This window comes from Marinobacter sp. Hex_13 (assembly GCF_001566815.1).
In the GTDB taxonomy this organism is placed as follows: domain Bacteria; phylum Pseudomonadota; class Gammaproteobacteria; order Pseudomonadales; family Oleiphilaceae; genus Marinobacter; species Marinobacter salarius.
Genome location: NZ_LSMM01000060.1, coordinates 81,327 through 93,614 on the forward strand (window position 1 = coordinate 81,327; position 12,288 = coordinate 93,614).

General features: G+C 59.2%; 13 protein-coding genes. 3 read left to right on the top strand and 10 right to left on the bottom strand.

Translation table 11 applies throughout. The features are described 5' to 3' along the window. Positions 1-5: 5 nt before the first annotated feature. A complete protein-coding gene (locus AXW11_RS15440; protein WP_041334219.1) occupies positions 6-326 on the bottom strand; it encodes a TraR/DksA family transcriptional regulator in 321 nt (106 codons plus the stop codon). Between the two features lie 134 nt (positions 327-460). Between AXW11_RS15440 and AXW11_RS15445 the strand changes: the two genes are divergently transcribed. The 3 genes from AXW11_RS15445 (at position 461) to AXW11_RS15455 (ending at position 2,968) form a co-directional block, all read left to right on the top strand. Then, on the top strand, positions 461-1,831 hold the full coding sequence (locus AXW11_RS15445) for a sodium:solute symporter family transporter (RefSeq protein WP_041334216.1): 1,371 nt from the start codon (positions 461-463) through the stop codon (positions 1,829-1,831). A gap of 198 nt (positions 1,832-2,029) precedes the next feature. Then, positions 2,030-2,527, top strand: a complete 498-nt coding sequence (locus AXW11_RS15450) for a P-loop nucleotide/nucleoside kinase family protein (RefSeq protein ID WP_041334213.1) — start codon at positions 2,030-2,032, stop codon at positions 2,525-2,527. 63 nt (positions 2,528-2,590) lie between these two features. Then, complete coding sequence (locus AXW11_RS15455) at positions 2,591-2,968, top strand: GFA family protein (protein WP_075196250.1); 378 nt, start codon at positions 2,591-2,593, stop codon at positions 2,966-2,968. 60 nt (positions 2,969-3,028) lie between these two features. Here AXW11_RS15455 and AXW11_RS15460 read toward each other — a convergent pair whose 3' ends face one another. The 9 genes from AXW11_RS15460 to AXW11_RS15500 all read right to left on the bottom strand — a co-directional run bounded on the left by AXW11_RS15460 (position 3,029) and on the right by AXW11_RS15500 (position 12,272). Next, entirely contained in the window at positions 3,029-4,042 is a 1,014-nt protein-coding gene (locus AXW11_RS15460; protein WP_041334211.1) for an AgmX/PglI C-terminal domain-containing protein, read from the bottom strand. A gap of 2 nt (positions 4,043-4,044) precedes the next feature. Further along, the gene (locus tag AXW11_RS15465) at positions 4,045-4,545 is read right to left on the bottom strand and encodes an ExbD/TolR family protein (RefSeq protein WP_041334208.1); all 501 of its coding nucleotides are present in this window, start codon (positions 4,543-4,545) and stop codon (positions 4,045-4,047) included. After that, complete coding sequence (locus tag AXW11_RS15470) at positions 4,542-5,039, bottom strand: ExbD/TolR family protein (RefSeq protein WP_085680171.1); 498 nt, start codon at positions 5,037-5,039, stop codon at positions 4,542-4,544. Before AXW11_RS15470 ends, AXW11_RS15465 begins: the two co-directional genes overlap by 4 nt. Before the next feature lie 24 nt (positions 5,040-5,063). Then, complete coding sequence (locus AXW11_RS15475; protein ID WP_041334205.1) at positions 5,064-5,777, bottom strand: MotA/TolQ/ExbB proton channel family protein; 714 nt, start codon at positions 5,775-5,777, stop codon at positions 5,064-5,066. Between the two features lie 135 nt (positions 5,778-5,912). After that, on the bottom strand, positions 5,913-6,230 hold the full coding sequence (locus tag AXW11_RS15480; RefSeq protein ID WP_041334203.1) for a hypothetical protein: 318 nt from the start codon (positions 6,228-6,230) through the stop codon (positions 5,913-5,915). Next, a complete protein-coding gene (locus AXW11_RS15485; RefSeq protein WP_228301342.1) occupies positions 6,227-6,826 on the bottom strand; it encodes a tetratricopeptide repeat protein in 600 nt (199 codons plus the stop codon). The genes AXW11_RS15480 and AXW11_RS15485 overlap by 4 nt, the downstream gene beginning before the upstream one ends. Continuing rightward, the gene (locus AXW11_RS15490) at positions 6,813-9,692 is read right to left on the bottom strand and encodes a tetratricopeptide repeat protein (protein WP_091641370.1); all 2,880 of its coding nucleotides are present in this window, start codon (positions 9,690-9,692) and stop codon (positions 6,813-6,815) included. Before AXW11_RS15490 ends, AXW11_RS15485 begins: the two co-directional genes overlap by 14 nt. Next, positions 9,685-11,712, bottom strand: a complete 2,028-nt coding sequence (locus tag AXW11_RS15495) for a hypothetical protein (RefSeq protein ID WP_258955185.1) — start codon at positions 11,710-11,712, stop codon at positions 9,685-9,687. The genes AXW11_RS15490 and AXW11_RS15495 overlap by 8 nt, the downstream gene beginning before the upstream one ends. An 8-nt stretch (positions 11,713-11,720) precedes the next feature. Continuing rightward, on the bottom strand, positions 11,721-12,272 hold the full coding sequence (locus tag AXW11_RS15500; protein WP_036205193.1) for a hypothetical protein: 552 nt from the start codon (positions 12,270-12,272) through the stop codon (positions 11,721-11,723). Positions 12,273-12,288: the final 16 nt, after the last annotated feature.

The window sequence follows — 12,288 nt, forward strand, 5'->3', positions numbered from 1 at the left end:
GGGGTTCAGTCTTCGGCGCACTTCACGCAGACTGTGGTGTAGGGCAGAACCTGCAGGCGCCGTGGATCAATGTCTTCGCCGCACCCCTCACATTCGTCCCCGAGCCCTTCAGCAAGGCGTTCAAGGGCGTGTTCGATCTGGGCCAGCTCGTTGCGGGTTTCCGTCTCCAGTGAATCGACCACTTCGTCGTTCTGGGTCTGTACGGCCTGCTCTTCGAAGTCTTTCTCCAGCGCGCCACCCTGGCGATGCTGGTGGGCTTCATACTTTGACAGGCGTGCCTTAAGGTCGGCACGCAGGGTTTCCAGTTCCGATTTGCGATTACTCATTGGGTGGGGCCTCCCCCGTCGGTTCAATTCCGAATGGTGACTTAATACAGTAAAGCATAAGACAGACAGTCAATCGCAGCACCGCGTGGAATATGTCACTATTCCCGGCTTTATGATTAACGGAGAAACACACCATGCTCTACACCACGGTAGCTGCCCTGGCGGCTGCACTCGTTCTGTTCACCTGGCTCGGGCTGCGGGCTCGCCTGGCCGATGGCGGCCTGGATGATTTCGTGACGGCCCGCAACAGTCAGGGCGCCCGGGCACTTGGGCTATCCTTCCTGGCGTCGGGTATGGGCGGCTGGATACTCTTCGCGCCCCCGGAAGTTGGCGCCCTGGTGGGGCCGGTGGCATTGGCCGGTTACGCCCTTGGCGCCGCCCTGCCCTTTATCGTGTTTGCCTTCTGTGGCCCGGCCATCCGGCGCTACCTGCCACAGGGCCGCAGCATTGGCGAGTTTGCCCAGGCCTGTTATGGCTCATCGGTTCGCCGCTACGTGTCGCTGATCTCCGTGCTCTACATGCTGTGCTTCCTCACCGCCGAACTCACCGCCATCGGCGCCATCACCTCATTGCTGTCGGGCGTGAATGGGAACCTTGCGGTGCTTGGCGTGGCCGTTGCCACACTTATATACACCACCTGGGGTGGCCTGCGAGCCAGCATCGTCACGGACCAGTGGCAGGCGTTCCTGCTGATCGGGCTACTGGCCATTGTCGGATTCGTGGCAATGGACCGGCTACCGGAACTGCAAATGGCTGACGCCCCCTCCGCGCCAGTAGGCAGTGCCCTGGGCGTTGCCCTGACACTGGTGATCGCCGTAACCGCCGCCAACCTGTTCCACCAGGGCTACTGGCAGCGTCTGTGGTCCGCCCGTGATACCTCGGCATTACGCAGCGGCGCCTTGTTGGGCGGCCTGGTGACTATTATCGTGGTTGCCGTGGTCGGCGGCTTGGGCATTGCCTCCGCCATGAGCGGTGCAGATCTCGGATCTCCACCCATTCCTTTCTTTGCACTACTATCCGGCGCCCCCGCATGGCTGACCATTCCCGCCCTGGTACTGGCCCTCACATTAGTAGCCTCGTCCGTGGACACACTCCAGAACGCCCTGGCCTCCCTGGCAGTGACCGAAAAACAGGGGCTCTCCATCATATCGGCACGATGGGTAACCGTCCTCCTGATGATTCCCGTGGTAATAGTCGCACTCCAAGGCGTCTCGGTACTGAGATTGTTCCTGATCGCCGACCTGCTCTGCGCAACGGCGGTGATACCGGTATTGATGGGGCTGTGGAAGCGAATGACCACTACCGCAGCCGTATTTGGCGGCCTGGCCGGCCTGGCGGGGGCGATCATTCCTGGCTGGATGACTGGTGGCAGTCTGACGGCGGGCCTCCTGGCCGCCAGCTTCCCCGGTGGCATCCCTACCTTGGCGCCCTTCCTTGGTGCCCTGGCCGCCTCCGCTGTGGTTAGCGTGGCGATAACGCTGGTTTGGGGGCGGAACAGGCACTGAGTACTCCGGTAGGAAATGTCTAACACACCAAGGCAATGGGGGCGTTATGCAGGGAGGGAAGGTGACATTCAAGGCGAGCCTGTGAAAGTAGTTTCAGTTTGTTCCGGCCCAGGCGTGCCTCCAACGGAGAGTCTTGTCGCCGCTTCGTTCTGACAAGACTGCCGCTGAAAATCAGCGTTATACAATACGAGGCAAGAAATGAACAAAGGAGTATTGACATTTTTCTGTGGAAAAATGGGGGCAGGTAAAACGACAAAGTCTCTTGAAGTTGCCCATGAGCGAAACGCCGTGCTGCTTTCTGAAGACGAGTGGCTTGCGTCAGTCTATCCGGATAGCATCAAGACACTGGAAGATTACGTAAAATATGCTGGTCGGCTCAAGCCTCAAATGAAGAAGCTGACTCAATCGATCTTGGCGGCGGGAACTAACGTAGTAATGGACTTTCCTGCAAATACAATTTCGCAACGAGAGTGGTTTAAAAGCATTTTCTCTGAGATCCAGGCCCCTCACGAGCTGATTTACATCGATCAGCCAAATGAGATTTGCTTGGGGCAAATCGCAAAAAGGCGAATAGAGCAGCCACAGAGAGCGGCAACTGATACGGAAGAGATGTTTGAGCTCGTTACAAAGTACTTTGTTGCCCCCACACCTGATGAAGGATTCAACACAATCATAATTACGGCACATGCACAATAATCGCAGGCACGGGGTGAGTCTATTCGTGAGGGGATGGATTCCCCCTAAAGGAGGTCTCCCGGCATGGATGTAAAAGGTTTAAATCGCGGCGCCTGCCATTGCGGCAGTGTCCAATTCGAAGTTGATCTTCCCGGTGGCTTTGAGGACTTGAGCCGTTGCAATTGCTCAATGTGCGCACGTCGTGGCGCTGTCGTGACCTCGGTTCCGTTAGATGCTTTCAGGATATTAAAGGGCGCGGAGAATTTGACGCTCTATCAGTTCAATACCAAAACCGCTGAACACTACTTCTGCGCTACCTGCGGGATTTATACACACCATAGACGGCGCTCAAACCCGAATCAGTTTGGGGTGAACGTGGCGTGTATAGAGGGGGTAAATCCCTTTGAGTTGGGCGATATTCCTACCACGGATGGCATCAACCACTCGTCCGATCGCCGCTAATCGCTGATTGCAGGTTAGTCCCGGCCTGGTGGCCGGGACTCGGTAGCCAATAGCGTCCGCTCAACCAGAGAGCAGTTCGATCGGATAACGAATAGTCGTCCTGTCGACACCCGGGCGGGCGCCGAAATCCACCAATCGCAGGCGGTTGCAGATTTTCTTTTCAAGGGCTGGCTCGTTCAGGGTGGATTCCACCACCGAACAGCTTGAGACCGCCCCATTCTCTTCGATCACCAGTTCCGGCGTCACGCTACCCTGCAGTGAGGGTTTGCGGCGCAGTTCGCGGTTGTAGATGCTGTAGATGGCCGATTTGTTGGCGTCCATGGTGCGACGGAGCTCTTCGCGGCTGCGCTTGCTGGCAGCGGCCTGCTGCTCACGCTCGGCGGCTTTCGCCTGGGCGACCACTTCTTCCGCTTCCTCTACCTGGGCTCGTTGCCGTTCTGCCAGCGCAACCTCGCGGGTTTCGCGGGTCAGGCCGGATTCATCCACGCCGGAGCTGCGGCCGGTGTTAGCCTTTTGTGCCAGGGTATCACCCGTCTTGCGGGCGATTGGTTCGGCCGTTGTGACGGTGGCCGGTGTATCCAGTTTGACGGATTTACCCAGCGCACTCAGCTTGGAGAGCTCATCGCCCATGGCGAGGATACCGGTGTTTTTTGCCTTTTCCCGGGCTTTTTCGACATCCTGCTGCGTTGGCTCCGGCTTCTCCGCCACCTGGGGCTCGGGTTCGGGTTCGGGTTCTGGCTCAGGCTCCGGCGCGGGCGGCTGTACCTGGGGCTCGGGTTCGGCAACGGGTTGCTCTTTCGGTTCCGGCTTCTCTGGTTCAAGTTCGGGCTCAGGCTCGGGTTCCGGCGCTTTCAGTTCCGGGGGTGGTGGCGGTTCCTGTTTCTCAACAATCAGCTTCGCCAATTGCGGCGGCAGGGCTTCACGCTCTTTGCGGTCCTGCTCCGGCAACTCAACCCAGGTGATGTACGCGGCCGCCACAAGGAATAGCGGGACCACGAGGGTGGCAACCGCAAACAAGCGCTTGCGTTCTCCCGCCTCCTGATTCCAGGGCAATCCCTGACGATACTCTGCCACAGCTAGGCTCCCTGCTCTGTTTTCTGGTTTACGGCCAGCGAAATACTGGCGTAGCCCGCGTCCACGCAGGTGGACATGATTTTCTTCAGCAGCTCATAGGGCAGTTCGCGGTCGGCAAGAATAGTGATGGGCCGACCTGCATCCGGCGCCGGAGCACTGGAACGGCTGGCCTGGTAATCCAGCTCTTCTTTCAGGGCGGGCTCTACCTGACCACTAAAGGCCTGGAGCACGTCCCGCTTCATCACAACACGGCCGTTCACCAGGATATCGTTGTCCGTGACCGTCAGCGCGAGCACATCACCCGGGGGCTGCTGGGCACTGGAGTCCGGCAGCTTGATGGCGTTGTCCTGGTTCAGCACCTGCACATCGGAGGATGAATTCACCATCAGGAAGAACACCAGGATGGTAAAGATGTCCATCAACGACACCAGGTTCAGCTTGCTCTGTTGTTTGCCCCGCCGATGATGGCGCTTCAGGCGTTTGGCTTTCGCAGACTCTTTCATGACTGTTCAGCCCTCTTCGGTGCGTCGCCCAGTGAGATCTCGGGGAACAGCTCGGCCTCAACGACATCACCTGCGACAACCGCTTCGTAAGAGCGCACCTTGTCCATGACCGACACCAGCGTCTGATAAGAGGTATCGCTGGACGGCATAATGATGATGTTGCGTTTGTCCGGGAGCCTGCCCTTAAGCTCCTTCATGACCTTACCGAGCATCTCGAAGTCGTGGGCCGCTTCGCGGTTGGCAATGGTCTTGATCACGCCGCCCTGGTTGTCGGACACCACAAGCTGGTCTTCGAAAATGACGACCTGTAACTGGAGTTCTTTCTGTTCTTCTACGGAACTGCTATCCACATCTGGGAAGTTCAGCTCCAGCACGCTGGTGTGTGCAAACACCATATTCAGCAGCAGGACCGGAACCAGCACGATCATCAGGTTCATGAACGGTGTGATATCCAGGTCCGCTTCGCTGCGAAGCCGACGATGCTTACGCCTCATGGCTTTAGCTCCCTGATTGAACCGTTACGCCACTGACCCGGCGGGGTTGGCCGCACGGGAAGCAGGCTCTGCTGGGCGGGCAGCGGCGGCAGCCGGTGCCTGCGGCCTTGCGCCTGTTCCGTCGGTGATCAGGTTCAGCACCTTGATGCCGGCCATCTCGAAGCTGTCGATGATTTCGTTGGTCTTGGTCTGGAGCACTGAGTGGATCAACAGCAGCGGGATCGCAGACATCAGGCCGAAGGCCGTCGTGTTCATCGCTACGGAGATACTCTGGGACAGCAGGCTCGCCTTTTGAGACGGGTCCGCCGCAGCAACCGCGGTAAAGGCCGCGATCAGGCCAATGATGGTGCCGAGCAGGCCCATCAGCGTGGAAATGTTGGCCAGCGTAGACAGATACTGGGTACGCTTCTCAAGGCGGGGCATGACTTCCAGAAGCCCCTCTTCCATCGCGTACTCGATCTCTTCCCGGGACTGGCGACGGGCCAGGCGCTGGAGGCCGAAACCGATCATGGAGGCCATGGCACTGCCAGACTCAGTAGCGTAGTTCAGCGCGCCCTTAAGATCCTTACCACCAATCATGTGGTGCAACCGGTTGAAATCACGACGATTAGTGATCTTCTGGGCAGACAGGTATATGTAACGTTCAGCGGCAACGATGAGTCCGATAATCAGCACGATGGCGATCGGATACATGAAAAAGCCACCTTCCTGGAAGAAGCGAACGGCAGTTTCAATCATTTTCAGGGCACTCCATAGTCCGTATTTGCTGGCTAGTGTATGCGGCAACGGCCCCGGTGGGGGTAAGTTCACGCAAGTCTTTGTAGCGGTTTGTTTTTACATGCGTATGTGCACAGACAATGTGTGACACACGTCTCACTCTGACGTTGAGTCAGGACGTCCGGACACCGTCGAATCCTCCGCTGAGGTGCGGAAATACTGATGATAGGACACCAGCCGCTGAAATTCCTGGCGCTCCAGCGGCGCAATAGGGCGCTGGAGCATCAACTGCTCGTCCGGCCGGGCCAGTGACTGCACCGCCGGCGCCTGCCAGGGCACCAGGTAAAGCACTGTCGGCACTTCCTGGTCGCCCCGGATCCGCGTGCCTTCGATCGTTACAACACCGTCCTGGGCGACGCAGGGAAATGCGATGATCAACAGCAATAGACTGAGTAGGTGTTTTCTAGCGGTCATAAGCGGTTCCTGACATCGAATATCCAGTCCTTGAGGCGCGGATTCGGCTCTTCCGCCAGCGACTGATACTGCTCGTAGAGAGGCAAAGCCTCCTCGAGCCGGCCGAGGTAGATATCCAGCAGGATGGCCAGATTCAGCATGGCCGGCAGGTGATTCGGATCGGCTTCCAGGGCTTGCCGGTAAAGCGTTTCAGCGTGCTCGAACTCGCCCTGCTCCCGGGCCATGACTCCGAGATGGGTCAACGCTGCGCTGTGTTGCGGGTCGCGCTCAAGCACCTGTTGGAAATACCCTTCAGCGGCTTCGGGGTTGCCCTCTTGCAGTGCAATAATGCCGAGATTGGCCAAGGGTCCGGTTCGCTCTGGGTCGGCCTGATGGATCTGTTCAAACAGGTTCCGCGCGTTATCGGTATCCCCTCCCCTGAGCAAGGCAACCGCCTCGCTGAAGTCCTGCGTTAACTCGGCCTCCCGGGCCTGGCGCTCTGCCTCCGCCACATCTGCCGGGTCGGTTTTGGGCGAGGACGCACAACCGGCCACCAGCACGACAGCCAGCAGCAGGCCCACTCGCGTCCACCCCTGGAATGACCTAACCCAGCTCATCGACAACCTCTACGGTGATTTCAGGTTTGTTGTAGCGGCCCGGAAGCAGGGTTTTCAGGGCTTCGTAACTGCGCTGAACCCATTCATCGAAAATGCCGTTGCGGGCGCGGCTGGCGTTCTGTTCATGAATGTCGATGGCGTTGTCCTCAAACGGGTAGGCCTGCTCTTCCAGCAAAAGCTCGTACTGGGATAACTCCAGTTCCGACAATCCTTCTGGTCGCTCCGACTCCATCAGGTCACGACCGAGGCGCGCGTAGATGTGTGCAATCTGATAGCCGGCTTCGGTGGAGAAGGACGACACGCCGTAACTCGCGGTTTTCTGGTAGGCGGTAACGGCCTCTTCCAGTGCCTCGGTCTTGGCTGCCATGCTTTGATTCAGCGGCAAGGTCAGGCGAATGCTGTCGTAATAGGCCAGTGCTTCCCGGGCCAGGATCGCCGAAGCTTCGGCCGCCAGGTAACGCATGCGGTCGTCCGCCTCGTCGGGATTGTCGTCCACGGTCTCCATCTGCTTGCGCAGCCAGAAACGGCGGCTGCTGTCGTCGCCAATCCCGTCGTATAGGCCGGCCAGGCTGTTGGCGGCCTCCATGTAAACGTCCAGTGGTTCCGGATAGGTATTGGCATACCGCCGCCAGGTGTCGATGGCCTTGCCAGTATTTCCCGCACGTTCGTACAGATCCGCGGCGATCAGCAGGTTCTCGCGCTTCTCCTCGTCCGTGGTGGCCATCGCAATCAGGTTGTTCAGCTCATCCCCGGCTTTCTCCCACTGCTCTGTCTCGCGGTAGGCCAGTGCCAGGCGCGCTGGCAGGGTATCGATTTGTTCGTGTTCGGGGTAGCGGGTCCGGAACGCCACCATCACATCGATGGCATCCTGCCAGTGGCTAAGCTCAATCAGCAGGGTGGCAGCATCGTATTCAGCGTTGGCCCTCAGAGCCGAGGTGGGCGCAACCACGCCCACACGCAGGAATTCACTAACCGCTCCAGCGGTATCACCGGCATCCGCCAGCGCTTCCGCCTGACGGAAAACGGACGCGGCCAGGCTTTCAATGACATCCGGCCGCCGCTCATCGGCCTCTGCCATGACGCGCAAGGCCTGTTGATAGGTGGTTTCCGCCTCGGCGTATCGGGCCAGCTCAAACAGGCTGTGGGCTTTCAGCAACCAGGTTTCCGTGAGGATATCCGCCCCGGGCGCGGGAACTCGGGCAATCATGCGATCCGCCATTTCAACCACCTGCCCATAGCGATAGCGCTCGAATTCGTGCTGCATGGCAATGTAGAGCACTTCTTCCGAGCGAGGGTCGTCGGGAAAGGCGTTCACGAATCGTTGACGATTCAGCTGCTGGAACTCGGTGTAATCATTGTAGGTTTCAGCGGGCTCACGGGGCCAGGTTTTGGCATATTCGCGGAAGGCCAGTACCGACGCATAGCCTGCCTCAGCGGCGCGTTCGGGTGGTTCTCCCTCCCATGGGAAGTCATAGGCCACACGTTCAAAGGCTTCGATAGCTTCCGGCCACTGAGCCAGTTCTACATGGGTTTCACCCAGCAGGAACAGCATCTCCGGTGTGCGGGGGTGGGCCGGGAAGGTATCCGCGAAGGCCTCGTAATACACCGCCGCCTGACGATAATGCTCATCCGATTCCAAACCTTCTGTCTCGCCCGCCAGTACATAGTGGCGATTGGCAAGCTCCGGGATCAGCTCTTCCAGCTGCTGCCCGATATAGAACGCTGTCTCGTCATCCGCCTGTTGCAGGTAGGCACTGTGAATGCCGTAGTCCCGAACAAACGCCGCCTTGCGATCCGGTATGTCAGCGGTAAAGCCGGCCTGTGCCAGGGTGTCGATGATACGCATGTGGTACCGGGGCGCCCATGGGCTCAGTGGCCGCGCATCGATGTAGCGCTCGAATACATCAATGGCGTCTGTGTACTGTTCCCGCTCCAGCAAAAGGTCACTGTAGCGGTCATACACGAGGATTTCGTAGGGTTTCTCGCCGGTCTCACGGAAGATGGCCTGCAGGGTGTCCGCACCGTCCAGGTAAGACAGTGACAGGCCAAATACGCGGAACAGGTCTTCCATCATGGTGCGGTATTCCTGCCCGACGGATTCCACGTCCTGCTCTTCCGGCATGACCAGGTCCAGCACATTGATGTAGCTGAACAGGGCTTCCCGATAACTCCCCTGCTTGAACTGGCTCCAGCCCAGCATGTAGTGGGCGTTGACCAGGAACGAGGCGTCGTCCCTTCTGGCCGGGTCGGCGTCGATCACCGTGCGGAACGCCTGTTCAGCCTCGGTGTACCGGCGATTACTGAACAGCAGGTCACCGCGCCGGAACTGCGCCTCGACCCAGAATTGCGAATCCGGATGCTCACTCACCAGCGTTGTCAGTGTGGCAAGGTGTTCTTCGCTCATGCCGCGCAGATCGTAGGCGCGGGCTAACTGGTAAAGAACCTGATCATTACCGGGCCGCTCCGGATACCCAGCCAGCAGTTGTTCATAGGCTTCAATAGCCCCGGCCATCTCATCCTCTGCGGTTTCAACCATCTTGTTTTCCGCACGCTGGAATTCCAGGTCCGCCAGCCGGTGACGTACGGCAACCTGTTTGGCGGGGTCTTCCAACAGAGGCAACAAGGCGCGGTAACTGTCCATCACCTCCCCCAGAGATACTTCACTGGTACCGCCCCGGGTATCCGGCGCAGGCTCGATGGTTTCCTCGATGGATTGAAGAGTGGCCAGAGTCCCCGGCTGGGGCTGTCTGTCATCCCCACCGCCGAATACATCCGGCATTGAAAGCGACTGGCAGCCCCCGAGGAGGCCTGCGATAAGCACTGGCAGAAGGGTATCCAGGCGCCTGCGGATTACCGGCTTAGTCACGGTCACCTCCCGCTTCGGTGGCCGGATTCGCCGCCGCACCATTGCGACCAAGGAAAAGCGTGTCCGCCAATCTTGCCGCTGCATGACGGGTTGCCCTGAGGTACCCCTGCACCTCCTGGCTCTGTTGCTGCAGTTCAGTATCCACCAGGGTGAGCAGTTCCGTTCGTGCTGCCGAGAGTGCCTTGTCCAACTCGCCCTGCAAACGTTGCAGCGCGACTTGGCGGGCCTCTACCCGGGCTGCCAGGGCCTGATTTTCTCCACCCGATGCCATCTCCTGTTCAATCAACGCGCGCTGATCGACGAACACCTCCATGGCCCGGTCCAGTTCCCGCAGCTGCTTTTCGGCAGCCCAACGATTGACCGCGTAATCATCGGCAATGCGCCAGTTAAAATAGGCGTTCATCCGCTGGAAGGTTTCACGCTGTTTGCGGGTGGATTCGTCCTCCGGCAGTTGCGACAGGGTCTTTTCCACCTGCGCCAGTCGGTCCGCCAGTTCGTGCTGTTCCTGCGTCATGAAGAAGCGCAGATCCTCTCTGGCCAACGCGTCTTCAATAGCGCTGCGGTACTCAGCCTGTCGCGCCAGCCATTGATCCGCGTTGAGCGCATCAAGTGCGTCGCGGGTCTCGCGGATACGTTGCTCCCGCTGTTGGGCACGGGTTTCCAGCATGATATCGAAGGATTCCAACTGCGTTTGCCATTGGCCAAGGGAATCGCGCAACCGATAGAGTTCATGCAGATCACGCAGGGACAGCTGAAAGGACTCCGTCGCCAACAATCCAGCCAGGCTGTAATCCCCGGGCCGGACCTTTACACGCCCATAGGCATCGGTCAGTACGGTTGTTTCTCCCGGTTCGGGACGAACCATCTCCGCCTCCATCGATCCGGGCTGCCCGGGACTATCGCCCTCACGCACGAAGCGAAGCGCCTCGATCAATCGCGCTTCGGTTAGCTGCTCCCGCTCATCCGACAGGCGAGTACTCAGTGACTGGTAATGACTGGCAGCCTCACGGTACGCCTGCAGCGCCTGCTGTTGACGATCCATCTGCTCGAACAGGAAGCCGCGGGCATAAGGCACCTGCTGTAGCCAGGGTGTGAACAGAGGGCGTTGTTGAAGGGTATTCAACGCTTGCAACGCCAGGCCCGCCCTACCTTCGCGAGAGGCTGCAACTGCATAATCGAACAGAGCCTGGTCGGAAAACACGCCGTCCAGGGCGATCTGCTCAAGGCTGGCCATGGCGCCGGCAAAATCACCTCTGCTGAGATGAAGACGACCGATGGAGAGCTTTACCCGCTCCCGAAGTGCCGACATTTCGTTGGCTAACGGCGGCTCGAATTCGGGCAGCTCGCCAAGCAAGCTATCGAGGCTGGCCAAAGCGTCCATCGCCTCTTCCGTCTGGCCTTCAGACAGCATGCCAACCGCCTGGTTGTAATGCAGGTAAGCACGCCAGGGTGAGCTCTCTGGCAGCGAGTCGATCAGTTCGTCAACGGTTTCGCCACTGGTCCCGGCCGTTCCGGACAGGGCCAGCTGGCCCCGAAGGTACAGCCACTCGTGGTAAAGCTCGTCGCTTTCGGCCTGCAACAGCTCGTCATCCACCCGCTCAAGGGCATCTCGTGCCGCAATCGAATCCTGCTCGAGGTAGAACACTTTGCCCAGATAGAACCAGGCCTGGTTGCGGGTGCCCGGCGCCACCGCTGCGTTCTCGTCCAGTAACTCCCGGAACAGCGCGCCGGCTTCGTGGGTCATACCGTAGGACAGCATCAGGCCGCCCTCTACGAGGGCCGGATGGTCACCATGACCATCGATGCCGCCTTCGGCGGAGGCCACGTTTAGGCGGGTCAGCGCCTCAAACGCATTGCCCTGATAATACTCATACAGAGCCACACCATAGGCAGGATCACTTGCGCGCTGCGGCAGTTCATCACCCACAGCCACCGGACCATGAAGCAACGCCGCAAGCGTACCGGCAAGAGTCAGTCCCGCCGGGGCGCCCGTCGTCATTCGGTTCAGCCACTCAATCACGGACCGCGTTACTCCCACTCAACAATCGCCACTTCGGGCTGGTAATCAGATGAGCGGTCGCGGATGCGGACCTCCAGGGCGGCGGTATCCGTATCCTTCTGCAGTTGGTAGGTCGCGGCCTGCTTATAAGCTCGGTTGTCCGGGCCAATGCCCTCAACAAACACCGTCACCTCGTGCTCGCCCGTCTTGAGGTTACCAATGTGCAGGCGCTGCATACCGCCTCGCTGCAATGCTTTGGCCTGGCGCTCGGTATACAGGTGCGCGGCAACGGTTTCGTCATTGACCTTGAGTTTAACCGAGTCCAGTTTGAGGAATTCGCCGGTGTCGAGGCTGAGAAACACCGCAAACTGGGTACTGGCGGGATACAGCAGGTCCTCTTCCAGAATGAACAGGTCCCGGTTCAGGCGGATCACCTGCTTTTTCAGCTCTTCAACGCTCAACGAGACCGCACCGTCGCCGGTTTCGGCTTCGCTATTGTCCTGGGCCATGGCTGCCGGCTGCCAGAACGCCAGTGCCAGGCTGACAATGTGCAGTGCGAATGTGTTCTTCAAGGTCATCATGTTGAATCGTCCCGAC